This window comes from Nocardia sp. NPDC004068, assembly GCF_042874315.1.
Taxonomy (GTDB): Bacteria; Actinomycetota; Actinomycetes; order Mycobacteriales; family Mycobacteriaceae; genus Nocardia.
Genome location: NZ_JBIAMW010000025.1, coordinates 35,046 through 58,858, shown reverse-complemented (window position 1 = coordinate 58,858; position 23,813 = coordinate 35,046). Strand labels below are relative to the sequence as shown.

Annotated in this window: 24 protein-coding genes; 12 read left to right on the top strand and 12 right to left on the bottom strand. The window is 70.5% G+C overall.

Annotated elements, in window-relative coordinates; all coding sequences use genetic code 11:
* Window positions 1–146 precede the first annotated feature (146 nt).
* A complete protein-coding gene (locus ACFYTQ_RS36645) occupies window positions 147–809 on the bottom strand; it encodes a TetR family transcriptional regulator (protein ID WP_387370857.1) in 663 nt (220 codons plus the stop codon).
* 84 nt (window positions 810–893) lie between these two features.
* Between ACFYTQ_RS36645 and ACFYTQ_RS36640 the strand changes: the two genes are divergently transcribed.
* Together ACFYTQ_RS36640 and ACFYTQ_RS36635 are read left to right on the top strand one after the other, a co-directional pair.
* Complete coding sequence (locus ACFYTQ_RS36640) at window positions 894–3,851, top strand: crotonase/enoyl-CoA hydratase family protein (RefSeq protein ID WP_387370855.1); 2,958 nt, start codon at window positions 894–896, stop codon at window positions 3,849–3,851.
* A 114-nt stretch (window positions 3,852–3,965) separates the two neighbouring features.
* Window positions 3,966–4,811: a patatin-like phospholipase family protein gene (locus ACFYTQ_RS36635; protein ID WP_387370853.1), complete on the top strand. Its 846-nt coding sequence runs from the start codon at window positions 3,966–3,968 to the stop codon at window positions 4,809–4,811.
* Between the two features lie 37 nt (window positions 4,812–4,848).
* Here the strand turns inward: ACFYTQ_RS36635 and ACFYTQ_RS36630 are convergent, their stop codons facing one another.
* Together ACFYTQ_RS36630 and ACFYTQ_RS36625 are read right to left on the bottom strand one after the other, a co-directional pair.
* Window positions 4,849–6,720 carry an amino acid transporter gene (locus ACFYTQ_RS36630; protein WP_387370865.1) on the bottom strand — a complete coding sequence of 624 codons (1,872 nt, stop codon included), beginning with the start codon at window positions 6,718–6,720 and terminating at the stop codon, window positions 4,849–4,851.
* Between the two features lie 193 nt (window positions 6,721–6,913).
* The gene (locus ACFYTQ_RS36625; RefSeq protein ID WP_387370851.1) at window positions 6,914–8,095 is read right to left on the bottom strand and encodes a PucR family transcriptional regulator; all 1,182 of its coding nucleotides are present in this window, start codon (window positions 8,093–8,095) and stop codon (window positions 6,914–6,916) included.
* Window positions 8,096–8,398: 303 nt separating this feature from the next.
* On the opposite strand from ACFYTQ_RS36625, the gene ACFYTQ_RS36620 reads away from it, so the two are divergent.
* Window positions 8,399–9,226 (top strand): NADPH-dependent oxidoreductase, encoded by an 828-nt coding sequence (locus ACFYTQ_RS36620; protein ID WP_387370849.1) that lies wholly within the window; start codon window positions 8,399–8,401, stop codon window positions 9,224–9,226.
* 5 nt (window positions 9,227–9,231) lie between these two features.
* Entirely contained in the window at window positions 9,232–9,651 is a 420-nt protein-coding gene (locus tag ACFYTQ_RS36615; RefSeq protein WP_387370847.1) for a pyridoxamine 5'-phosphate oxidase family protein, read from the top strand.
* On the opposite strand, the gene ACFYTQ_RS36610 is transcribed toward ACFYTQ_RS36615, so the two are convergent.
* Together ACFYTQ_RS36610 and ACFYTQ_RS36605 are read right to left on the bottom strand one after the other, a co-directional pair.
* A complete protein-coding gene (locus ACFYTQ_RS36610; RefSeq protein ID WP_387370845.1) occupies window positions 9,652–10,248 on the bottom strand; it encodes a GrpB family protein in 597 nt (198 codons plus the stop codon).
* Between the two features lie 85 nt (window positions 10,249–10,333).
* Window positions 10,334–10,888, bottom strand: a complete 555-nt coding sequence (locus tag ACFYTQ_RS36605) for a TetR/AcrR family transcriptional regulator (RefSeq protein WP_387370843.1) — start codon at window positions 10,886–10,888, stop codon at window positions 10,334–10,336.
* A gap of 102 nt (window positions 10,889–10,990) precedes the next feature.
* On the opposite strand from ACFYTQ_RS36605, the gene ACFYTQ_RS36600 reads away from it, so the two are divergent.
* Together ACFYTQ_RS36600 and ACFYTQ_RS36595 are read left to right on the top strand one after the other, a co-directional pair.
* Window positions 10,991–11,827: an SAM-dependent methyltransferase gene (locus tag ACFYTQ_RS36600; protein ID WP_387370841.1), complete on the top strand. Its 837-nt coding sequence runs from the start codon at window positions 10,991–10,993 to the stop codon at window positions 11,825–11,827.
* Between the two features lie 60 nt (window positions 11,828–11,887).
* Entirely contained in the window at window positions 11,888–12,238 is a 351-nt protein-coding gene (locus ACFYTQ_RS36595; protein ID WP_387370839.1) for a hypothetical protein, read from the top strand.
* 45 nt (window positions 12,239–12,283) lie between these two features.
* Here the strand turns inward: ACFYTQ_RS36595 and ACFYTQ_RS36590 are convergent, their stop codons facing one another.
* From ACFYTQ_RS36590 to ACFYTQ_RS36580, 3 genes are all read right to left on the bottom strand, one after another.
* On the bottom strand, window positions 12,284–13,126 hold the full coding sequence (locus tag ACFYTQ_RS36590) for an SGNH/GDSL hydrolase family protein (RefSeq protein ID WP_387370837.1): 843 nt from the start codon (window positions 13,124–13,126) through the stop codon (window positions 12,284–12,286).
* Between the two features lie 122 nt (window positions 13,127–13,248).
* The gene (locus ACFYTQ_RS36585; RefSeq protein ID WP_387370835.1) at window positions 13,249–13,758 is read right to left on the bottom strand and encodes a GtrA family protein; all 510 of its coding nucleotides are present in this window, start codon (window positions 13,756–13,758) and stop codon (window positions 13,249–13,251) included.
* 35 nt (window positions 13,759–13,793) lie between these two features.
* Window positions 13,794–14,633: an SDR family NAD(P)-dependent oxidoreductase gene (locus tag ACFYTQ_RS36580; RefSeq protein WP_387370833.1), complete on the bottom strand. Its 840-nt coding sequence runs from the start codon at window positions 14,631–14,633 to the stop codon at window positions 13,794–13,796.
* Between the two features lie 137 nt (window positions 14,634–14,770).
* Between ACFYTQ_RS36580 and ACFYTQ_RS36575 the strand changes: the two genes are divergently transcribed.
* From ACFYTQ_RS36575 to ACFYTQ_RS36560, 4 genes are all read left to right on the top strand, one after another.
* Window positions 14,771–15,559, top strand: coding sequence for a helix-turn-helix domain-containing protein (locus ACFYTQ_RS36575; RefSeq protein ID WP_387370831.1), 789 nt, complete (start codon window positions 14,771–14,773; stop codon window positions 15,557–15,559).
* Window positions 15,556–16,395 (top strand): fructosamine kinase family protein, encoded by an 840-nt coding sequence (locus tag ACFYTQ_RS36570; RefSeq protein ID WP_387370829.1) that lies wholly within the window; start codon window positions 15,556–15,558, stop codon window positions 16,393–16,395. The genes ACFYTQ_RS36575 and ACFYTQ_RS36570 overlap by 4 nt, the downstream gene beginning before the upstream one ends.
* A gap of 162 nt (window positions 16,396–16,557) precedes the next feature.
* Window positions 16,558–16,944 carry a VOC family protein gene (locus ACFYTQ_RS36565; RefSeq protein ID WP_387370827.1) on the top strand — a complete coding sequence of 129 codons (387 nt, stop codon included), beginning with the start codon at window positions 16,558–16,560 and terminating at the stop codon, window positions 16,942–16,944.
* Between the two features lie 164 nt (window positions 16,945–17,108).
* Window positions 17,109–17,600: a peptidylprolyl isomerase gene (locus ACFYTQ_RS36560; protein ID WP_387370825.1), complete on the top strand. Its 492-nt coding sequence runs from the start codon at window positions 17,109–17,111 to the stop codon at window positions 17,598–17,600.
* A 1-nt stretch (window position 17,601) separates the two neighbouring features.
* Here ACFYTQ_RS36560 and ACFYTQ_RS36555 read toward each other — a convergent pair whose 3' ends face one another.
* Together ACFYTQ_RS36555 and ACFYTQ_RS36550 are read right to left on the bottom strand one after the other, a co-directional pair.
* Window positions 17,602–18,096: a phosphoribosyltransferase gene (locus ACFYTQ_RS36555; RefSeq protein WP_387370823.1), complete on the bottom strand. Its 495-nt coding sequence runs from the start codon at window positions 18,094–18,096 to the stop codon at window positions 17,602–17,604.
* A gap of 22 nt (window positions 18,097–18,118) precedes the next feature.
* A complete protein-coding gene (locus tag ACFYTQ_RS36550; RefSeq protein ID WP_387370821.1) occupies window positions 18,119–18,838 on the bottom strand; it encodes an SDR family oxidoreductase in 720 nt (239 codons plus the stop codon).
* A 188-nt stretch (window positions 18,839–19,026) separates the two neighbouring features.
* On the opposite strand from ACFYTQ_RS36550, the gene ACFYTQ_RS36545 reads away from it, so the two are divergent.
* Window positions 19,027–19,893, top strand: a complete 867-nt coding sequence (locus ACFYTQ_RS36545) for a helix-turn-helix domain-containing protein (protein WP_387370819.1) — start codon at window positions 19,027–19,029, stop codon at window positions 19,891–19,893.
* Here ACFYTQ_RS36545 and ACFYTQ_RS36540 read toward each other — a convergent pair.
* The gene (locus tag ACFYTQ_RS36540; protein WP_387370817.1) at window positions 19,831–20,541 is read right to left on the bottom strand and encodes a metal-dependent hydrolase; all 711 of its coding nucleotides are present in this window, start codon (window positions 20,539–20,541) and stop codon (window positions 19,831–19,833) included. The genes ACFYTQ_RS36545 and ACFYTQ_RS36540 overlap by 63 nt on opposite strands.
* 44 nt (window positions 20,542–20,585) lie before the next feature.
* Window positions 20,586–22,856 (bottom strand): serine/threonine-protein kinase, encoded by a 2,271-nt coding sequence (locus tag ACFYTQ_RS36535; RefSeq protein WP_387370815.1) that lies wholly within the window; start codon window positions 22,854–22,856, stop codon window positions 20,586–20,588.
* Between the two features lie 205 nt (window positions 22,857–23,061).
* Between ACFYTQ_RS36535 and ACFYTQ_RS36530 the strand changes: the two genes are divergently transcribed.
* The gene (locus tag ACFYTQ_RS36530) at window positions 23,062–23,805 is read left to right on the top strand and encodes a hypothetical protein (RefSeq protein ID WP_387370813.1); all 744 of its coding nucleotides are present in this window, start codon (window positions 23,062–23,064) and stop codon (window positions 23,803–23,805) included.
* Window positions 23,806–23,813 lie beyond the last annotated feature (8 nt).

Genomic DNA, 23,813 nt, shown 5'->3' with positions numbered 1-23,813 from the left:
GCCTCGACTCCTCCGACACGATGATCCCTTCCGCTGAGACAAACCGCCCCAGCTTCTCCGATCACCATCCGACCCACAAGATCTCAGACAGTCCCATCCGAATAAAGGGTGCGGCTGGGTTCGTGGGCGGGGAGGTTGTAATGGGTTTATGGGGGTGGGGGGTTCGGGGGGCCGGTGAGGATGGGGGCGATGGCGACGTGGGCCAGGTATTCGACGGCGGTGGGGTCGGTGAGGTCGACGGTGAGGCTGGGGGTGAGGAGGTAGCCGAGGGTGATGTGGATGAGGGCGTCGGCTTGGGCGGAGGGGTTGCCCGGGGGGAGTTGGTGTTTGGCTTGGGCGCGGGAGATGTGGGCGGTGACGCGGGCGTGGGCGAGGGTGATGGGGGCGTGGGGGCCGTGGGTGAGGGCGTGCAGGAGTTCGCCGCGGTGGGTGGCCTCGGCGGCGAGGAGGGGGTGGCGGTGCAGGCCGAGGCAGAGCGCGAAGCCCGCGGCGACCTGTTCGGCGGGGTCGTCGATGGTGGCCAGGCGGGCGGCGAGGGCGTCGAGCAGGGCGGTGATCTCGCGGGTGAGGGCGCGTTCGAACAACTCGTCCTTGCCGGAGAAGCGGCGGAAGACCGTGGCGCGGCCGACGCCCGCGGCGGCGGCGACCTCGGCCATGGTGGCGGCGCGGGTGCCGCGGCGGGCGAGGACGGTGACGGCGGCGTCGAGGATGGCGGCGTCGGTGTCGCCGGTGTCGGGGTGGGCGCCCGCGAAGGCGCGGCCCGCCGCGCGGCGCAACAGGTTGGGCAGCGGCGCACCGGGTCTGGTCACGCGGCGGCTCCCTTCGCGGCACCCCTTGACGGGGTGAGACTATTGGACATCTAATGGTCTCACATTCGAGGTGGAGGTGGAATCGTGTCGGCTGTGCCGGGTTTCGATCGTATTCGCGCGGCGCGCAAGGGGATTCGCGCCACGGGCGCGCTCCTGGACGCGGTGCGCAAGGATCCACGCATCGCCGGAGATCTGGTGCGGGGCCTGATCGGCGGCGCGGACCAGCCCCAGTCCGCGCCGGTCGCGAGCGTCGAGGCCCCGGCGGGCCTGGCCGAGTTCAGCCGCACCGCCCACGCCGAACAGTCTCTCGCCGCCGACCCCGACACCGTGTGGGCCTACCTGAGCGACCTCGATCGCCTCGGCGAGTGGTTCACCGCCCACACCGGCTGGCGCGGCCGATCCCCGGGCCCGGTCCGGCCGGGCCTGGAATTCGTCCAGCAGGCGCTGGTGATGGGCCTGCCCGTCGACATCGAATGGCGCGTGGCCGTCGTCGAGGGCCACCGCTTCGAACTGCGCGGCCGAGCCCCGCAACAGGTACGGCTCGGGTACTGGATCACCGTGTCCGCCACCGGTTCCGAGACCCTGGTGTCCTTCGACGCCGGTATCGGCGGCCCGCCCGTGGACGGCCCGCTCGGCGGCTCGGTCACCCGCAGCCTGGGCGAGGCGATGACCGCGTCGCTGGCGAAACTGCCCGAGGCCGTCGCCGCGGCGGGCCCGCTGCGCGCCCGCGTGGCGCAGGCCCCGGTCCGGCACGACGCCTCCGGGGAGGATCTCGATCCGCGCACCCCCGTCCTGGTGGGGGTGGGTCAGTACGTGGGCCGTACCCCCGAGTTCGCCGCCGATCCGGCCGAACTCGCCGCCCGGGCGCTGCGCCGCGCCGCCGACGACGCGGGGCCGGGCGAGTCCCTGCTGCGCGGCGCGGATGCCGTGTTCGCGGTGGCCTGCGCGTCGTGGCAGTACCGCGACCTGGGTGCGGAGGTGGCCGCGCGGGTCGGCGCGCGCGGCGTCGACACCGTCCAGTCGAGCACGTTCGGCGGCGACGGCGGCCAGCTCGTCATCAACGAGGCCGCCGCCGCCATCGCCGCGGGCGACTACGAGATCGTCCTGGTCACCGGCGCCGAGGCGGGCGCCACCCAGTCCGCCGCCCAACGCGAGGGCCGCGAATTGACCTGGCCCACACAGGATTCCGCGATCTCCCCGACCCGCACGGTCGGCATCGACAAACCGGCCAACAACGCCGCCGAGACCACCGCCGGGCTGATCGCCCCCATCAACATGTACGCGTTGATGGAGTCGGCCAACCGCCACCGCCTCGGCCGCGACGCCGGGGAGCACGCCGCCGCCGTCGCCGCCCTGTGGTCGCGGCTGTCCCGCGTCGCCGCGAACAACGAATACGCGTGGCAGCCCGAGGAATTCACCCCGGAGCGAATCGCGGCGGTGTCGGCCGACAACCGCATGGTCTCCACCCCCTACACCAAACTCGAGTGCGCCAACCTCACCGTCGACATGGCCAGCGGCATCGTGGTGTGCAGCGCGGCCGCCGCCCGGGCCGCGGGCATCCCGCAGGACCGCTGGGTGTTCCTGCACGCGGGCGCCTCCGGCCACGACGAGTGGTTCACCAGCGAACGCGCCGAACTGGCCGCGTCCCCGGCCATTCGCACCCTGGGCGCGGCGGCGCTCGCCCACACCGGCATCGAGCCCGGCGACCTCGCGCACGTCGACCTGTACGCGTGCTTCCCGGTCGCGGTGCAGATCGCCGCACGCGAACTCGGTCTGCCCCTGGACGATCCGGACCGCCCGCTGTCGGTGACCGGCGGGCTGACCTTCGGCGGCGGCCCCGGCAACAACTACGGCGGCCACGCCGTCGCGACCCTGGTCCGGAAGCTGCGCGAGGATCCCGGCAGTTACGGCCTGTCCACCTCGCTGGGCTGGTATGTCACCAAACACGCGCTCGGCGTCTACTCCACCCGCCCGCCGCGGCGACCCTACCGGCATCTGACCCCGATCATCGAGCATCCGCCCGCCCGCCCGGCCCGCTCGACCGTCACCGGCCGCGCCGTCGTGGAGGCCTACACCGTCCCCTACACCCGCGACGGCGTTCCCGAGGCCGCGGTGTTCAGCCTGATCGGTTCCGCGGGTGAGCGAATCCTGGTGCGCAGCACCGACTCCGACACCGTCGCCGCCGCCCTGGAGCGCGACCTGCTCGGCCTCGAGGTCGCCCTCGACGGGGACGCGATCCGCGTCGAGGGCGACCGGCGGGTGCCGCTGCCCGCCCCGCCGGAACCGCCCGTCCTGGTCGAGCGCCGCGGCCACGTCACGATCATCACCGTGAACCGCCCGCGGGTCCGCAACGCGATCGATCTCGCCACCGCCGTCGCCCTCGAACGCGCCCTGGACGCCTACGAGGCCGACGACGCCGCGCGGGTCGCGATCCTCACCGGCGCGGGCGGATTCTTCAGCGCCGGAATGGATCTCAAGGCCGCCGCCCGCGGCGAGATGCCCATGACCGAGCGCCGCGGCCCGCTCGGTGTCACCGCCCGGCCGCCGGAGAAGCCGCTCATCGCCGCGGTGGAGGGTCCGGCCCTGGCGGGCGGCTGCGAACTGGCGTTGGCCGCGGATCTCGTTGTGGCAGCGCGTGATTCGACGTTCGGGCTGCCGGAGGTCAAACGCGGACTGGTCGCCGTCGGCGGCGGTGTGCTGCGCCTGGCGCAGCGTCTCCCGCGTGCCCTGGCGATGGAGCTGGCGTTGACCGGCGACCCGATCCCGGCCGCCCGCGCCGCCGAACTGGGGCTGGTCAACGCGGTCGTCGACCCGGGCAAGGCCCTCGACGCCGCTCTGGAACTGGCCGAGCGGATCGCCGTGAACGCCCCGTTGAGCACCGCGGCCAGTAAACGCATCGTCGACGCCAGCCCCGATTGGTCCACGGCCGAGGGGTTCACCCATCAGGGCGAGGTCGCGGCGACCGCCTTGTCGTCGCGCGACGCCACGGAGGGGGTGCTGGCGTTCGCGCAGAAGCGGCCGCCGGTGTGGCAGGGCCGCTGAGCGACACGCACATCTCCCAGCCGCGGCGCGCGGGGTGAGTGATCCGCACGGAAACCGGATCGGCCCGCCCGGCCGCCGGAAGTGACGAGGCCACCGATCGGTAGGGTAGGGGGCATGTCGGAGCCTGTGTCGCCCAACTCTTCTCGGACCGCGCTCGTACTGGGGGGAGGGGGCCCGGTCGGTTTGTCGTGGCTGGCAGGGCTGGCCGCCGCGCTCCCGGGCTACGGGGTGCATCTCGGTGCGGCGGAGCGGCTCGTGGGGACCTCGGCGGGGGCGATCGTGGCGGCCGTGCTCGCCAATGGCGGGGACCTCACCCAGATCCTCACCCCGCCCGCGCCCACGGCCGAGCCGCGGCCCGCGCAACGGGTGAACCTCGACGTGCTGGCCCCGCTGCGGGAGCCGGGCCTGGATCTGGCGGCGGCGCGACGCAAGGTGGCCGAACTCGCCGCGCGGGAACCGCTGGTGGACTCGCCCGCCGAGCATGTGGCGCGGATGGAGAAGCTGGTCGGCGCGACGATGTGGCCCGCGCGGGAGTTGATCGTGACCGCGGTCGACACGGCCAGCGGTGAGTTGCGCGGTTTCACCGCCGCCGACGGGGTTTCGCTGCCGGAGGCGGTCGCGGCGAGCACGGCGGTGCCCGGGGTGTTCCCGTCGATCCCGATCGGCGCCACCCACTACATGGACGGCGGGATCGGCTCACCCATCAACGCCCATCTCGCGGCGGGCGCGGAGCTGGTGGTGATCATCGAGCCGCTGGCCCACCTGTTCGGCCACCTACCCTCCGACGGCGACCTCGGCGGCGCCACCGCGGTCTCGATCGTGCCCGACACCATGTCCATCGCCGCGTTCGGTCCCGACCTGTTCAACCCCGCCGCCCTGGCCCCCGCCTACGAATCCGGTGTCCGCCAGGCCGAGCAGGCCGCCACCATCCTCAGCGACTCCGGCTGGCCGACGCGCTGAGAGTCGTTGTGCCGCAGGGGGATTCGCACCCCTCGGATCACGAGTCGACGTGCACGTGCGGCCGCTGGTGCGGGTCGGGTACGGCTCGGCGGAGGATTTCCCGGGTCACCGGGGCCACCTCGCCTTCGCCGATGAACAGGAACCGCAGCAGGTTGACGATCGGGTTGCCTTCGGTCCATTCGAAATACACGTGCGGTTCGAGGCCGGTGCGGTCGCGGATGGCGAGCAGGATCGCGGCGATCGAATTGGGCACCGCGGCCGCCTCCACCGACAGGATCTTGTAGGAGTCCAGTTCGACGGCGGTGACGCGCAGGTCGCTGGAGAACTCCGAGGCGTCCTTGACGACCACCTCGAGGAACAGGATCGGATCCTTGGCCGGGATGTGGCTCTCGACGCGCTGCGCGGCTTCCTTCTCGCGGTAGTCCTCGGGGATCCGGTCGCGGGTGTCTTCGACGTCGTGGGTGACGATGCGGATGGTGCCGCTGGCGGCGATCCGGTCGATCAGCCACGCCGCCTTGTCGTCGAACCGCACCTCCACCGCGCGCAGCTCGAACGCCCGCCGCGCCCGCGACGCGAACGACACCACGACGATCGACACGATGAACAGCGACGCCAGCTGCACACCCTCCGGCCGCTCGAAGACATTGGCGACCGTCGTGTACACGAAAACCGCTGCGACAGCGCCGAATCCGAGGACGCGCCCGCGCTGCCCGCGCCGGGCCGCCGACATCGTCACCGCGACCGCCGCCGAGGTGATCAGCACCAGCACCCCGGTGGCGTAGGCGCCGCCCTGCTTGTCGACGTCGGCGTCGAAATACCAGGTGATCCCGAACGCGACGAGCGCGAACACCAGCACCAGCGGACGCGTGGCCCGTGCCCATTCCGGAGCCATCCCGTACCGGGGCAGGTAGCGGGGCACCAGGTTCAGCAGACCGGCCATCGCCGAGGCCCCGGCGAACCAGAGGATCGCGATGGTGGACACGTCGTAGACGGTGCCGAATCCGCTGCCCAGATACGTGTGCGCGAGGTACGCCAGCGCGCGCCCGTTGGCGGGACCGCCGGACTCGAAGTCCTTCTCCGGGATGAGCACGACGGTGATGAAGCTGGTGACGAGCAGGAAGCCGCTCATGATCAGCGCCGCGGTGGTGAGCAGTTTGCGGGCGCCGAGGATGCGGGTGCGCGGCGCGTCCTCGGTCTCACCGGGCGCGCTCTTGATCTGCGGCATCACCGCCACCCCGGTCTCGAAACCGGACAACCCGAGCGCGAGTTTCGGGAACACGAGCAGCGAGATGCCGATCATCGCGACGACGCTGCCGTGTTCGGTGGTCAGCGCGTGCGACCAGTCCACCACCCGGTCCCGCGCGGTCGCCACCTGGTACAGGCCCACGACCGCGACCACCAGATTCAACGCCAGATAGCTGCCGACCAGAACCACCGCGATCCCGATGGCCTCGGCGAACCCCTTGAGGAAGATCGCGGCCAGCAGCGCCAGCAACACCAGCGTGATCGCCACCGCGTGCGAGCGCAGCGCCTCGGGCACGAACGGGTTCTCCACGATGTGCGCCGCGCCGTCGGCCGCCGACAACGTCATGGTGATCACGAAATCCGTCGCCGCGAAGCCGAGCAGCACCAGGATGAACAGCTTGCCCGTCCACCGCGGCAACACCTCGGCGAACATCGCGAGCGAGCCACCGCCGTGCGGGGATTCGGCCGCCACCCGCCGATACACCGGCAGCGCCCCCAGCAGGGTCAACGCGACCAGCACCAGCGTCGCCATCGGCGAGAGCGCCCCGGCCGCCAGCGCCGCGATCCCCGGCTGGTAGCCGAGGGTGGAGAAGTAGTCCACGCCGGTCAGGCACATCACCTGCCACCACGACCGCTGGTGGGTCGTGTGCGCGGACTTGGCCATCGGCCCCGGATGATGCGAGTGCCGATCCTGCTCGGCGCCCTCCAGCAGCCAGGCCGTCAGCGCCGAGCGCGGCCGGTCGGTCGTGGTCACGGATCTCCCTCGGGGACAGCGGATGCGAGCGTGCAGCGCTCAATCTAACCCGCCGCGATCCCCGCGCGCCGCGCGCCGCCACCGCGCGTCCCGGAGCCGTGCCTCACTCCACCGGATCTCCTTGCGCCGCAAGCGAACGCGCGATCCGCTGCTCCGCGCCCGCCTTGTGGTCGCGGGTCACCAGCGCCGCCCGCAGATACCACAGCCCCGTGGTGTGGGTGGGGTCGCAGCCGGTGAGGGTGGCGATCCGTTTGAGGCGGTTGTCGACGCTGTTGGGGTGCAGGTGCAGGATGCGTGCGGTGCGCTGGCGGTTGAGGTTGTTGTCGATGTGGTGGTGCAGGGTGGCGAGGAGTTCGGGGTGGTCGTCGAGGGGGTCGAGGAGCCGGCTGAGGTGTTCGCGGCCGGGGCCGGGGAGGGTGAGCTGGAACTCCAGGGCCAGATCGTCGAAGCGGTAGAGGCCGGGCCGGGACTTCGCGCGCCGCACGACCTCGAGCAGGCGGTGCGCCTGCTGGGCGGCGTCGGGGATGTCGTCGGTGTCGGCGTCGACGACGGTGGCGGTCAACGGGATTCGCGCCGCGGTCGACAGGGCGGCGAGCAGCCGGTCCAGGTCGATGCTGTCGGCGGGGACGAGCAGGGTGCCGCCGTCGCCGTCGAGCAGCGGGAGCACCGCCTCGCAGGCGTTGCTCACCGCGAGGCGCACCCGGCGCAGCCGGACCCGCGCGAGGTGTTCGTCGTCGGGGGCGTGGTCGTCGTGCGGGATGTGCAGCGCGAGCACGGCGTAGCGGGACGCGATGCGAATCCCGTATTCGCGGGGTAGCGAACTGGTGACGCGCCCGGTGAGCAGCGCGGAGGCGACCGTGTGCACGGCGGTGTGTTGTTCGTCGAGGATCGCGCGCAGCTCGCGCAGATAGGCCGCGGACACCGTCGTGGTGATCGAGCCGAGGATCTCCACGACCCGCCGCGTGCCCTCGATGATGCCGTGGTCGGGGCGCGCGAGGTCGAGTCCGAGCCGGAATCCCTCGTGCACGGCGTGGTGGATCTGGTTGAGCGGCAAGCCGTCTCGCGCCCACCCGGCGGCGGCCTCGTCGAGTTCGCGGGTGCGGCCCGGGACGTCGGTTCCCTCGAGCATGGCCACGACGAGCCGCAGGCACGCCTGGGTGAGTTCGGCACTGTCCGCCGAGCCGGGGTCGAGGACCTGTGCGACCATGCGCTCGGAGAGCACGCGCACGTCCGCGAGCGGCGCGGAGAACGGTGTGGCCGTCCGGTCCGAGGTGTCGGTGGTCATCGTCGCCCTTCCTTCCGCGCTGGTGCGAGCAGCAGGTGTAACCGACTGTTACGCATGTCAGCAACGGTAAGTCGCACGCGAACTCACCTTCTACTTTTCTTTACCTGCCGCCGATGTGGTCGCGGAAGCACGGTGTGACCTGCGCGAACATCCGAAACGCGCAGGGGGAATCGGGTATTCGCGACGCGGACTGCTGTGCGCATGCTCACTTTCGCGCCGGGCGCGGTGTCCCGGTGTGCCGAATTCGACTCGCGCCGCGGGCAACCCCTGACCCGCGCCGGTCCGGCGGCGAGAATGGCCGCCATGACTGGAATCGTCTCCTCGCCCGCTCGGGCGGTGGCCCGCCGCTACGGCGCCGCGGAATCGGTCGAACCGGCGGCCTGGAACCCGGTGCTGGAGGTGCTGCACGAGCATCGGTCGGTGCGGCGGTACCGCCCCGATCCGGTGCCCGACGCGGTGCTGCGGGTGCTGGTGTCGGCGGCGCAGTCCGCGCCGACGTCGTCGAATCTCCAGGCGTGGAGCGTTGTGGCCGTGCGCAATACGCGCCGCAAGGCCCGGCTGGCGGAGCTCGCGGGCGACCAGGACCACATCCGCCAGGCCCCGGTGCTGCTGGTGTGGACGGCGGATCTCGCGCGGGCGCGGGGCCTGGCGGCCGAGCGGGGCGTGCCGCTGGACGGGGCGGACTATCTGGAGTCGAGCTACGTGGCGTTCCTGGACGCGGCGCTCGCCGCGCAGAACGCGGTCGTCGCGGCGGAGTCCCTGGGACTGGGCACGGTCTACATCGGCGCGATCCGCAACAACCCCGCCGAGGTCGCGGCCGAATTGGCTTTGCCCCCAGGCGTTTTCCCGGTCGTCGGGCTGGTCGTCGGCACCCCCGACCCCACCGAGGACGCCCGCGTCAAGCCGCGCCTGCCCCAGGAGGCGGTCCTGCACCACGAAACCTACGACGCCGCCGGTCAGACCGAATACGCCACCCGCTACGAAACCCGCCTAGCCCACTTCTACGCCGACCAGAACCTCCCCCACTCCTGGATCGACCGCGTCCTCACCCGCCTCGGCTCCACCGCCGCCCTCAAAGGCCGCCACCGCCTCCGCGAACACCTTGCCGCCCAAGGCTTCCCATTGCGCTGAGCCCGATGCGCCGACTCCACGATGCCGAGATCGAGCAACTCCTGTCCTCGGACGCCCTCGCCCGCGTGGCGACCGTCGACGCCGAGGGCTTTCCCCACGTCACCCCCTTGTGGTTCGTGTGGGCCGCGGGCACGTTCTACCTGACCAGTTATGTCGGCCGCCCCCACCTGAACCGCATCGCGCGCAATCCGCGCGTGGGGCTCGTCATCGATGTGGAGGCGGCGTTGCGTCCGGACGGGGAGCGGCCGAACAAGCAGATCCGCGTGATCGGCGACGCCACCGTCGCCCCCGATCCGGACAACGTGTGGACCGACCGGATCCGCGCCAAGTACCTCGGCGCCACCCTCCCGAAAGGGCGCGCCGGGCGCGGGCGGGCCCTCGTCACGCTCACTCCGCGCGAACTGACGGCCGTCGCGAGTGTCTGATCACCGACCCTCGACAGCCGCGAACGCGCGGGCGTAGATCTCGTCGATGATCGGATTCTTCGCCAGGTTGTAGTCACGCGGTGCGGCGGCCGTGCGGGTTGCCAAGGCGCGCTTTGCTCGCTCGTACCGCTCCCGGTCTCGCGGGTGGGCGCGCAGCCAGTCCCGGAAGATCAGGTGTCGGAGGTGCTCGGCGGCTCCGACGCCGAACACGTGCAGATTGACCGCGGGTTCATCGCGGGTGAGCATGCGATGCTGATGCCATTCGGGTTCCCGCAGCACCAGCCGGAATCCGGCCCGTTCGAGGCCGGGGAGGTACGCGGCCTCGTCGCCTGAATCGGGCACGATGAGGTCGATATCGATGATCGGTTTCGCCGCCAGCCCGGGCACCGCCGTACTGCCCACATGCTCGATCGCGATCCACCCCGGCACCGCCCGCCCGATCACCTCCGCCTGCTCGGCGAACAGCTCCGGCCACCGCGCATCGTAGGGCGCGATCACGATCGCCCGCTCGTCCGGCGGCCCACCCACCCACGCGGCCGCCATCTGCTCGGGCGTACTCACCAGCCGCTGTGTCACCTCGGGCGGAAATCCCACCACGTCACCTCCCTCACTCGAAAGGGCAAGTTCTCCAGCGTATCGCGGCGGGGGTGATTCGTTCAGTTGCGTTCAGCGGGAACCGAATTCACATGCGCGCCACGATGTCCAGGGCGATGCTCGTCGCCGCGGTGCGGCTCTGGTCATCGTCGAGGGCTACATCGCCCATCATCGAGACGCTCCAGCTGATGGCCAGTAGGGCCTGGCGGGCGTGGAAGACGGAGAGGGGAGTGGGGGTGGGGGCGGCCATGAGGTCGGCCAGTTCGCGGAATTCGTAGCGCAGGCTTGCGCCGATGCCGAGGTCGCGGAAGGCGGCCTGGTTGTCGGCGAACAAGCGCATCATGTCCTTGCCGAGGCCGTGCAGCAGGGTGCCGTAGCGCAGGACGATCTCGCGGGCGCGGGCGGGGCCCGGTGGGGTGGTCTCGGCCCAGCGCATGATGTCGTCGACGCCGCGGCGCAGGTCCTCGGCGAGGCTGACCACGATGTCCTCCTTGGTGCGGAAGTGGTAGTACAGCGCGGCCTTGGTGACGCCGAGCTGTTCGGCGATCTCGCGCAGCGAGGTGCGCTCGTAGCCGCGCTCGGCGAACAATTCCATCGCCGCCGCGCGGATCCGCTCCCGGGTGTCACTGCGTCGCTTGTCCATCGAATCCCCATGCCTTGCTTGACGACCGGCAAGGCGGAAGCCTACCGTGTGGGCCACCGGCGAATACCTAGCCGGGCGGCAAGTAAAATTCTGGGAGGGTTCATGGGCGGGGACACCCCACGGGTTCCGGTGACAGGCGTGGCGGTGACCGCCCTCGGCGTCGCCGTCATCCGGGCACGCGAAACCCGACGCGCCGACCGGCTCTACACCGACCCGCTGGCGGAAGACTTCGTCGACGCCGCGAAACCCGGCTTCGACACCGACCGATGGACACGTCTGCTCGCCCTCGCCGACCAGTTCTACCCGGGCCGCACCGTCGGCGTCCGCCTCGTCGACGACCGCGTCCGCGCCGCCGCCCACGCCGGCATCCGCCAATTCGTCCTGCTCGGCGCCGGATTGGACACCCGAGCCTTCCGCATGGACCTCCCGCCCGACACCACCGTGTACGAGATCGACCTGCCCGAACTGTTCGCCTTCAAGGAACCGGTACTCGCCCGAGCCCGCGCCACACCGACCTGCGCCCGCCGCGTCATCCCCGCCGACCTGCGCGACGACTGGCCAAACCCGTTGCTGAACAACGACTTCCGCACCGACGTCCCCACCTGCTGGATCGACGAGGGCACCCTCGGCCCCCTCACCCGCGACTGGAACCGCCGCGTCGTCACCACCCTCACCGACCTGTCCGCCCCCGGCAGCCGATTCGGCGCCGCCCGCGTCACTGTCGACCCCGACAGCGCCCCGTACCGCGAAATGCGCCAGCTCGTCGCCGCCGACGTCACCCCCGCCGCCGTGACCGCCGACTTCGACGTCGAGAACTGGCTGCGAGACCTCGGCTGGGACACCACATTCCACAGCTGGAACGACCTCACCGCACCCCTCGGCCGCGACGTCGCCCAACCCGACCCCCGCATCGGCACCTTCGCCGCGATCCGCCGCTGACCCCGACTCCCTACTACATTCCGTCGTAAACCGGCGGTAGATCAACTACGCTGAGACCCCATGACGGTCGTCTACAACCTCATCGTCGTCACCCACATCCTCGGCCTCGCCGCGGTCATCGGCGGCTACGCCGCGGGACAACCCCGCGTCAACGAGGTCATGGTGTGGGGCGCGCGAGCACAGATCATCACCGGACTCATCCTGGTCGGCATGGCCGACGCGATCGACTCCCTCGACAAACACCCCAACATGGCCAAGATCGTGGTCAAACTCGTCATCGCCGTCGCCGTCGCGGGCTGCGCCGAGATCGGCCGCGCGGACGCCAAGCGCGACAAGGTCATCCCCGCCCTCACCCACACCGCGGGCATCCTCGCCATCGCCAACGTGTTCGTCGCCGTCCTCTGGACCTGACCCGCATCCGGTGCGGGACCGCACACCCTGCCATCCCGCACCGACTCACCCCGGCGAGACCACCCCCGACACCACCGGAACCAGCTCCGGCCGCTTCGCCGTCAACCCCGACCCCGTCGAGATCCCCCGCAACCGCCGCCCGATCCACGGCGCCATATGCAAAGCCGCCCACCGCAACTCGGCCACCACCGCATCCCCCCACCCCTGCCGGAACGGCGGCAACGGCGACCGCCACCCCCCATCCGCCCCCGGCAACCCCAACGTCTCCGCCACCGCCCGCGCCACCAACTCGTGCCCCAGCGGATTCAGATGCAACCGATCCTCCGCGAACACCCGCCGATCCGTCGCCGCCGCCACCGGCTCGAAATCCACCAACACCACCCCCGGCCGCCGCGCCAACTCCCGCACCCGCGCGTTCAACGCCCGCACCCGCGCCGACAACGGCCGAACGATCGGCGCCACCCCACCGATATCCGGATACGTGAACGTCACCACCCGCGCCCCCGCCGCCGTCAACGCCGCCAACATCGCATCGATCTCCGCCAGCACCGCCTCCATATCGAACCGCGGCCGAATCAGATCGTTCATCCCCGCCACCACCGCCGCCAGATCCGGCCGCAACGCCAACGCCGGACCCAACTGCTCCGCCCGAATCTCCGCCGCCCGCCGCCCCCGCACCGCCAGATTCGCATACCCCAACCCCGGATCCACCCCCGCCAACAACGCCGCGAACCGATCCGCCCACCCCACATGACCCCCCGAACCGTCCGGATCCCCGATCCCCTCGGTCTGACTGTCCCCCAACGCCACGAAACGGGTGAACGCCTGCGCCACTTGATGATCCAGCATCACCTTCGCCTCCTCGCGGATCGCCCCCGGCGAGGTCATCGTAAGCGCTCACCGAAAATCCGCATCCCGAAAGACAGCACGTCCACCCAGGATCACCCCAACCGTCACCCACCCGCTACGCCACCGTTGCCTCCGCGCAGCCGACCCGCACCGCACGAACCTCAGAGCGTCTCCAACTCCGCCTCCCGCAGATCCTCCGGAAACACGAACCGCCGCAACGCCCAGAACCGGAAACCCATCGCCAACAACACACCCAGAATCTGACCCGACACGAAATTCGCCACCGCCTGCGTCGGCGCACTCACATGCGGCACCCGGATATCGAACACATACAACGACACCGCCTGCGGCACCACCGTCACCACGATCGCCAGCGCACTCACCGCGAAGAACAACGCCGCCTCATGATGCCGCTGCCGCCCACCCCGCGCACGGAACGACCACTCCCTATTCAGCACATACGACACGATCGTCGCGATCAACACCCCCAACGCCCGCGCCGTCAACGGCTTGTCCTGCAACACCGTCAACTTCAGCGCGTACACCGTCCCGGTATCCACGAACCACGTGATCGCCCCCACGACCGCGAACTTCAACAACTCCTGATGCTGAAGAACCACCGCCCGATAACGCTGTGGAACCCGATCCAGTCCCCGCTGCACCAACGACACGTACGCCACCATAGCCGCCCGCCCCCGACCCCGCCCTACGGCGACGACAACCCCGTCAACTCCGCACTCACCGCACACAACCGCTCCGCCGCCGCGTCATCCCGCGCACCCCGCCCCGGCTCCTTCACCCGATCCCGCTGGAAATAACACCCCGACACCGACGCCACCTCCGGCGACACCGCCAGATACGCCAACCGCTCCCCACCCTCCTCCGCGGAGATCATGAACACCCGCTTCACCGGACCCAGCACCGGCCGCGCGAACCACGGCATCGAATCCCAGATCCCCGTCGCCACCGCCCCCGGATGAAACGCGTTCACCGTCACCCCCGTCCCCGCCAACCGCCGCGCCAACGCCCGCGTGTACAACACCGCCGCCACCTTCGACCGACTGTAGGCCCGCTGCCCCGAATACCCCTTCCGCAGACCCAGATCCGCGAAATCCAGCCGCATCCCGTAATGCAACACCGACGCCGTGAACACGATCCGCGCGGGCGCGCTCGCGATCAACCGATCCAGCAACAACTCCGTCAACAGATATCCGCCCAGGAAGTTCGTCGCGAACGTCGACTCCACCCCGTCCACCGTCTCCGACCGACTCCCGAAATACCCGCCCGCGTTGTTGGCCAGCACATCGATCCGCGCGTACCGATCCAGCACCTCCGCGGCCAGCTTCCGCACCGAATCCTGCACGGACACATCACATTCCAGCGTATCCACCGCCCCCGCCCCGGCCGCGCCCACCTGCTCCGCCGCCACCGCGAGCTTCGCCGGATTGCGCCCCACCAGCACCAGCCGATCACCCGCGGCCGCCAACTGCCGCGCCGCCGTCAGCCCGATACCCGATGTCGCCCCCGTGATCAGGATCGTCCTCATATCCGCAACCATGCCAGAACCCCTTCGTTGCCGTCTCCACCCTCGGATAGCCCGAAACCCCACCCCTACGCCCACACCCCGAACCCATTACCCCACGGGTAATCGGCACGCCCCCGCCGGCTCCGTACGATCGACCCGTGCCCACCCAGAACGCCGGGGACCTGATCCGCCACTGGCGAATTAGCCGCCGCCTCAGCCAACTCGAACTCGCCGGCCGCGCCGAAACCTCCGCCCGTCACCTCAGCTTCATCGAGACCGGCCGCGCCACCCCCAGCCGCCAGATGATCCTGCACCTCGCCGAACACCTGGAAATCCCACTGCGCGAACGCAATCGAGTCCTCCTCGCCGCCGGGTACGCCCCCGTCTACGCCGAACCCGCCCTCGACACCCCACAGATGCAACCCGTGCGCTCCGCCCTCCGCCAGATCCTCACCGGCCACGAACCCGTCCCCGCCCTCGCCGTCGACAGCGCCTGGAACATGGTCGAGGCCAACACCGCCGTCGACCTGTTCCTCGAGGGCATCCCCGCCGACCTGCTCGCCCCACCGGTGAACGCGCTGCGCCTCAGCCTGCACCCCGACGGCATGGCGAGCCGCATCGTCAACCTCGCCGAGTGGCGCGGGCATCTCTTCGAACGCCTGCACCGCCAGATCGAGATCTCCGGCTCCGCCGACCTCGCCGCCCTGCACCGCGAACTGCGCGCCTACCCCGGCGGCGAACAACCACCCGGCCTACCCGAACCCGAACAGGCCGTGGTTCCGTTGCGCCTGCGCCACAACGGAACCGAACTCACCTTCCTCAGCGCCATGACCGTCTTCGGCACCCCCATGAACGTCACCGTCGCCGAACTCGCCATCGAATCCTTCTTCCCCGCCGACCCCGCCACCGCCCGATTCCTGCGCGAGCGAGCGGAATCCGGCCGATGAACCGACTCGCGGATCTCCTCGGCGTGCCCGTCGCCGCCGTCACCGACCTCGGGCACCGGCACGCGTGGACCCTGCACCGCGCCCGCTTGACCGACGGCCGCGACGTCTTCGTCAAGGCCCTCGACCCCGGCCGTCCCGACGCCGCCGACGCCCTCGCCGCGGAGGCCGCGAGCCTGCGCTGGCTGGGGGAGGGCGACCGACTCGTCCCCGAGGTGCTCGCCGCCGACGCGGACACCCTCGTACTGCCGTGGCTGACCGAAACCGCGCCCACTCCCGCGGCCGCCGAACGACTCGGCCGCGACCTGGCCGCCCTGCACGCCCGCACGCCGGGCTGGTTCGGCGCGCCCTGGCCCGGCTTCATAGCCTCGCTGCCGCAGGACAATTCGCGAACGACGGGGGAGTGGGGGAGCTGGTACGCCGAATATCGCCTGCGCCCGCTGCTGCGCCGCGCGGCGCCGACGCTGGGGGAGGAGGGGGTGCGCCTCGTGGAGCGCGTCATCGCCGAGATCGACACCCTCGCCGGACCCCCGGAACCGCCCGCCCGCATCCACGGCGACCTCTGGTCGGGCAATGTGCTGTGGACCGCCGAGGGCGTCCGCCTGGTCGATCCCGCCGCGCACGGCGGTCACCGGGAGACGGATCTGGCCATGCTGGCCCTGTTCGGCGCCCCGCATCTCGATCGGATCCTGGCCGCCTATGACGAGGTGGCTCCTTTGAAAGCGGGCTGGCGCCAACGGGTTCCGCTGCATCAGCTGTACCCGTTGCTGGTGCATGTCGTTCTGTTCGGCGGCTCGTATCGGGCCATGACCCTCGAGGCGGCTCGGGCGATCCTCTGAGATCGCCCGCTCTATCGTTGAAAAATACCTAAATGGGCATATGCGCATCTACTGATTAGTTTACCTCATGTCCCACCGTCGAGTCCCAGCCGACTCGCCGAACAGACGAGGCAATGACGGGGAAGGGGAGCGGCCGCGGGCGGGTGGGCTAGCGTCGGGTGGGTGCGGTTGGAGCGGATTCATCATGCGGCGATCATCGCCTCGGATTACGCCGTGTCGAAGGCGTTCTACACCGAGGTGCTCGGGTTGCGGGTGGTCGCGGAAAACTATCGGGCGGAACGGGATTCGTTCAAGCTGGATCTGGCGTTGCCGGACGGGACGCAGGTAGAGTTGTTCTCGTTCCCGGATCCGCCGCGGCGGGTGTCGGGGCCGGAGGCGTGCGGGTTGCGGCATCTGGCGTTGGGGGTGGGGGATGTGGCGGCGGCGCTGGCGGAGTTGCGGGGGAGGGGAGTGCGGACCGAGGAGGTTCGGGTGGACGAGTTCACGGGGAAGCGGTTCGGGTTCTTCTTCGATCCGGATGATCTGCCGCTGGAGCTGTACGAACTGTGAGGGCCGAATCATTCAGTGCCCCATTGGCATGTGCGTATCCATGCATGTTTAAGCCACTCTCACAACTGCGTGTCGCACACGTCGCAAGCCGAACTCGCGCAAGCAGACCCGAGAGTCTCGAGCCGCTGTGAAGGGCCACCGGGCGCGGCACCTACGATGGCCGAATGACCAAAGTGCTGTTGAAAACGTCAGCGGGGGACATCACCCTGGAGCTGGACGAGAGCAAGGCGCCGAAGACGGTGGCGAACTTCGTCGATTACGTGAAGTCGGGCCATTACGACGGGACGATCTTCCATCGCGTGATCTCCGGTTTCATGGTGCAGGGCGGCGGGATGACGCCCGAGATGCAGCAGAAGCCGGCGCCGCAGCGGGTGGAGAACGAGGCGAACAACGGGCTGCGCAACGACAAGTACACGGTGGCGATGGCGCGGACGTCGGATCCGCATTCGGCGAGCGCCCAGTTCTTCATCAACACCTCGAACAACGATTTCCTGAACTACCCGGGCCAGGACGGGTTCGGCTACGCGGTGTTCGGCAAGGTCGTCGACGGTACCGCCGTGGTGGATCAGATCGAGAAGGTGCGCACGGGGTCGAAGGCCGGGCATCAGGACGTGCCGGTCGACGCGGTGACGATCGAGTCGGCTCAGCTGGTCTGAGTCAGGCGTCGAGGACGCGCGGCTGCCGCCGGGCGACCGGCGGCAGCACCGACCACGGGAAGTTGATCCAGCGGTCGGTGCGCTTCCACACGTATTCGCAGTCGACCTCCGAGCGCGGCTTCTGATAGACGACCGCGCAGCGCACCTCGGAGACCTTGTCGGCGCAGAAGTCTCGCACCAGCTTGAGGGTCGCGCCCGTATCGGCGACGTCGTCGGCGACCAGGACCCGCGCCCCGGCGAGGTCGACGGCCGAGGGCACGGGCGGCAGCACGACCGGCATGTCGAGGCGCTGGTCCACGCCGGTGTAGAACTCCACGTTCATCACGTGCAGGTTCTTCACGTCGAGGGCGTAGCCGAGCGCGCCCGCGACGAACAGTCCGCCGCGGGCGATGGACAGGATCAGATCGGGTTCGAATCCGTCGGCGGCGACCTGCTCCGCCAATTCCCTGCTGGCCGTACCGAACAGGTCCCAGCCGAGCTCTTCGCGGTCGCTCATTCGGTGAAGGGTAGCCGACGCGTTATACCAGCCGGTGGCCCCCGTCGACGTGGACCACGGCTCCGGTCATGAACGGGTTGGTCATGACGGCGTGGAAGGCGGCGGCGAGGTCGTCGGGGTGGCCGACGCGGCCGCCGGGTAGGCGCTGGGCCATGGCGGTGAGGCGTTCGGTCTTGGCGTCGCCGGCGAAGTCGTTCCAGATGGGGGTGTCGACCCAGCCGGGGGAGACGGCGTTGACGCGCAGCGGGGCGAGTTCGAGGGCGAGGGCGCGGACGAGTCCCTCGAGGGCGGCGTTGGCGGTGGCGACGAGGGTGCCGCCGGGGGCCGGGCGGTAGGCCGCGATTCCCGATGTGACGGTGAGGGATTCACGCAGCACGGGGGCGGCGTGTTTGGCGACGAGCCAGGGCCCGAGGATCTTGATATCGATGACGGCGCGGGTGTCGGCCAGCGGGAACTCACGGATCGGCCCGTACCCGGTGCGCATATCGGCGGCGGTGACCACGACGTGATCGAGACTCTCGTAGCGGTCGAACAGCGCCCGCACGGAGTCCTCGTCGGCGATGTCGACGCGGTGGTGATGGAGCGATTCGTGCGGCCCGAGCGCGGCGACGGCGGCCTCGAGCCGTTCGGTGGAGCGCCCGGCGATGGTCACCTCCTGCCCGTGGTCCCGCAGGCGCGCGGCGAGCGCCAGCCCCATGCCGGAGCCGCCGCCGATGATGAGGGTGTGCGAAAGATCGGTCATGACAGCCACATTCGGGCCTGGCTGCCGGGGCAGGGAGACCGTGGGGGGCCTGGTCCTGCGAGGGCCACCCCTTCCCTTGGACTCGGACCCTCGGGCGCTCGAGGCCGCCGCGGGCCCGACGAGCCGCGGGCGGCCCCTGGCCCTGAGGGGGCCACCCCGGCGTCGTGGGGTGGGGGCAGACTGAATGCGTGAGTGATCGTCGTGTGCTGGGGGATTTTCTGCGGGCGTGTCGGGGCCGGGTGAGTCCGTCGCAGGTGGGGTTGCCGGTCGGGGCGGGGCGGCGGCAGACGCCGGGGTTGCGGCGGGAGGAGGTGGCGGCGTTGGCGGGGGTGAGCGTGGACTATTACATCCGGCTCGAGCAGGGGCGGGATACGAATCCGAGTCTGGCGGTGCTGGACGCGTTGGCGGCGGCGTTGCGGTTGACCGAGGACGAGCGGGGGCATCTGCTGGATCTGGCGCGGGCGGTGGCGGATCGGCGGCCGGGTGGGCGGCAGCCGGTGGCGGCGCGGCCGGGGTTGCTGACGTTACTGGAGTCGGTGCGGCCGACGCCGGGGTTCGTGTTGGATCAGGTGAGCAATCTGCTGGCCGCCAATCCCGAAGGGCTGCGGTTGTTGTGGGGGATCGCGGCGTGGGAGCCGCAGCGGCGCAATCTGATTCGGTACGTGTTCACCCATCCGGCGGCGCGGTCGGTGTTCGAGGATTGGGCGGGGATGGCGCGCGATTGCGTGGCGCATCTGCGGACGGTGCAGGGCCGGGATCCGGGGTCGCCGGAGCTGGCGGCGTTGACCGGTGAATTGTGCGCGGCGAGCGCGGAATTCGCGCAATTGTGGGCGCATTACGAGGTGCGGACCAAGCGGGGGGCGCGGCGGATGTTCGCCCATCCGGCGGTGGGTCGGGTCGAGTTGACCTCGGAGATCCTCACCGCGCCCGACGGTCAGCGGTTCGTCGCGTTCCAGGCCGCGCCGGGCCCGGATCGCGACGCGCTGGCCCTGTTAGGGCTGGTGGGTGATGATGTACCAGAGCACGGCCATGGTGCCGAGTACGAACAGCGGTGAGATGACCCAGGTTTCGACCTTGTTGCCGGTGCGGTCGATGAGCCCGACGCTGGTGCGGATCTTCAGCGGCCAGAACAGGCGGCAGCCGCGGTCGGTGAGGCAGTCGCCGATCAGGTGGGCGAGTGAGCCCAGGCCGACGCAGAACGGCAGCCAGGAGGGTTTGTCGGTCATCCAGTGGTCCATGACGAAGGTGCCGGAGACCGCGAGGACGGCGATGGTGGAGTAGGACCGGAAGCCGGTGCCGGGTGGGCAGAGGTTGAGGGCGCGGATGGCGAGGGCGAGCAGGAAGAACACGAGGCCGAGGGTGAACCAGCGGCCGATCCAGTGTTCGCCGGCCCAGGTGCCGTAGGCGATGGCGGCGACGAAGGCGAGGGAGTGGGTGGCGTGGCGGTGGCCGCCGGAGACGGTGGAGATGAGTTTGCAGGCGCCGTGCGAGATCGGGCCCAGCACATGCGAGATGGTGCCGCTGGGATGGTCGGCGTCGGGCAGCAGCGCGGCGCCGGCGGTGAGCAGTGTTCCCATCAGCAGGTCGACGGTGCGCAGGTGGCCTTGATGCCATGTGGGGTAGGTGAGCACCGAAAGTGGTAGCGCGGCAGCGGCTCCCGCCCATGCCAGCGCGCCACTGGTCGCATGTGAATGTCCTAGCACCGGTCGAGCCTAGTCGATCTTGGTGGGCTGTTCGGCGGGTATGGTCAGCGCGCTCCGACGATGCGCCGCAACGCGTTCAGGTCGGATTCGAGGGCGTAGAAGGTGCGCAGCGCCACCACGAATCCGACGAGCCCGCCGACGCACAGGGCGACGATGGAGCCGATGACGAGTTGTTGCTGGTGGGGGTCGAGCAGGATCAGCCCGAGGGGGACGCCGACGAGCGGAACCGACGCGGCGACACCGAGATACACGCGGATGCGGCGGATGAGGCGGCGCAGCCGGACGGCGTCGGCGGGCACGGTGTGCCCGGCGGCGACCAATCCCGGGTAGTACCAGCGTAATCCGAAGAAGGTGACGGGGAAGTAGGTGTAGACGACGGCGACGGCGGCGGCGACGAGGTTGGAGCCGACGAGGTCGACGGTGAGGCCGAGGGGCAGGTCGCCGAGGCTGTGCAGCCGCCACAGGAACAGCGCCAGGGCCGCGATCCAGCCGGTGAAGGTGGCCAGGGCGATGCGGTCGCCGCAGGCGAGGGTGTCGGCGCGGGCGCGGACGAGGGTGTCGGGGTCGAACTGCTTGCCGCGGCGTAAGCCGTTGGGCACCAAGAACATCGCGCGGCACCAGTAGAGCAGCGCGGCGGTGGCGAGGGGGTAGCCGATGACGATCAGCAGCAGGCCCAGTCGCGCGATCTGGGTGGCGGCGTGGGCGCCGAGGGTGTCGCGGATGAGGGTGAGGTTGTGTCCGGCGAGGTACACCCCGCCGAGCAGCTGTCCGAACAGGCTGGAGGGGATGACGAACGGGACGGGCCGGTTGCGCAGCCGGGCGCGCAGGGAGCGGGTGGGCGGGTCGACGAGGTCGCGGGCGGCGCGGTCCTGGGACAGTTCGAGTTGGTGGGCGAGGTCGGCGCCGCTGGGGTAGCGGTCGGCGGGGTCGGGGGACAGGCAGGTGAGCAGGGCGTGGCGCAGGACGGCGGGGGTGTCGTGGGGGAGGTCGGCCTCGTAGCGGGGGTCGATGCCGCGGCGGCGGCGGTCGATCATGGCCTGCAACGAGTGTTCCGATTCCCCGGCGCCGTGTTCGTCGTCGAAGGGGATGCGGCCGGTGAGCAGTTCCCACAGCACGACGGCGAGGGCGTAGAGGTCGCTGCGGGTGTCGAGGTCGGCGGCGCTGGCGGTGAGGGTGGGGTGGCAGGCGGCGAGTTGTTCGGGGGACATGTAGGGCAGGGAGCCGCCGAAGTAGGCGACGGGGTTGGCGCCGGGCAGGTGGCGGCTGAAGCTGATGTTGAAGTCGGCGAGTTTGGGTTGGCCGTCGGCGGTGAGCAGGACGTTGGCGGGTTTGATGTCACGGTGCAGCACGCCGCGGCGGTTGGCGTAGTCCAGGGCGGTGGCGAGGCGTGCGCCGAGCCAGGCGACGGTTTCGGGCCAGGTGAGGCGTTCGAGGTGGCTGCGGGTGGGGGAGGGTTGGGGTTCGAAGACGCCGCCGGTGGAGGCGGCGGCGTCGGTGGCCTGCAGCAGCAGGTTGCCGTCGCGGCGGGCGGTGGGGGTGCGGCGCAACAGCCGCAGCACGCCGAGCAGGGTGCCGCCGGGCACGTACTGCATGTACATGAGTTTGAGGCGGTGCTCGGTGATCTGGCGTTGGTCGAACACGCGCACGATGTGGTCGTGGTCGAGTTGGGCGAGGGTTTGGGGTTCGGTGCCGCGGTCGTGGGAGATCTTGACCGCGACGAGGCGGCTCATGGAGCGTTGGCGGGCGAGGAAGACGCGGGCGAAGCTGCCTTGGCCGAGGGGGAGCAGCAGGTCGAAGTCGTCGACGGTGGCGCCGGGGTTGATGGTGTCGAGCGCGTCGAGGGCGGTGGGGTCGGCGAGCAGGGTGGAGCGCATGCCGCGGGTGAAGCCGGTGCTGGCGTATTCGCCGGTGGCGTCGAGGTTTTCGTCGATGCGCGCCATCTGGGTGGGATAGTCGTTGCGGTATTCGGTGAGGTCGACGTCGTCGCGGCGGCTGCGGGCGGTGATCTCCTCGAAGATGAGGTCGGGGGGCAGGGGGTGGGCGGCGAGTTCGGGGAAGCGGTCGCGGTAGTCGGCGAGGCGGGGGGCGTCGGGGTCGCGTTGCCAGCGTTCGTGCAGGTCGACCTTGATCAGTTCGATGAGGGCGGTGCGGCGCAGGGCGGGTTCGGTGGGTAGGTGCGCGGACAGGTCGGGGGGTTCGCCGTCGTGGTGCCAGTGGTCGGAGAAGCGCGCGACGAGACTCGTCAACGCGGTGCGTGTCGCCGTCGCGCGGTCGGCACCGGGTTCGGGTGCGGTCGCGCCGAGGTCATGTTCCATCGTCGCTCGCTTCGCAGCTGTGGTGTCCCGGGCCCGGCCCCGAGAATATGTCATCGCTCGTGCGGGTAATCGCCGCCCGCTGGCAGCCGTTACCTCCGGGTGACATTATTTTGCATTCCGCTGTCCGGTTTCCAGTGCTGGCCTTAGTGGACGATAGCGAGATATGCTCGCGGTGAAACAGGTTCGCAGAGAAAGGGGTTGGCCCGTGTCGGTGCCCGCCGCGGTCAAGACCCACATCCAGCAGCTCGGGGGAGCGTTCATGTTCTCCCGCGAGGCCAAGGCCTACGGCGCGCGCACCGGCGTGGACGGATTCATCGGCCCCTACACCCGCGGCCGCGGCGGTGTGCTCGGGGAGGTGGATGCCGACGTCGTCACCGCCGCGTTCGGGTTCTTCCGGCCCGAAACCATCCGCGCCGCCTGGGAATCGGTGGCGATGCCCGCCGCCGAGGCCGCCGCGGCGTATCTCGGGGTGGCGCAGGACTTCGGGCGGCGCAAACTCGCCGACTTCGACGCCGCCGAGCGGCTGGCCGAGTTGCTCGAGACCGTGGCCCGCGCGGCGGACGTGGCCGGGTTGCCGTTGTTCGCCGGTTGGCGGGCGCTGCCGCTGGCCGCGGACGCGCCCGGCCGGGTCCTGCAACTGACGCACGTGCTGCGCGAGCACCGAGGCGGATCGCATCTGCTCGCGGTCCGCGCCAGCGGGATCAGCCCGATGCAGGCGGTGCTGGTCGGCGGCTCACCGCTCAGCGACGGGCCGACGCAGGCGCGGCTCTACGGGTGGCCGGAGCCGTTCGAGGAGATCGGCCCCGAGATCCGGGCGCGGTGGGAGGCGGCCGAGGAGCTCACCGATCGGCTCGTCGCCCCGGCGTTCGGGGTGCTGGACGAGCGGGACGGGAAGGAACTGGTCGAATTGGTCCACGCCGCACACGATTTCGCGCTCGGGCGGAAGTAGGGCGCTGT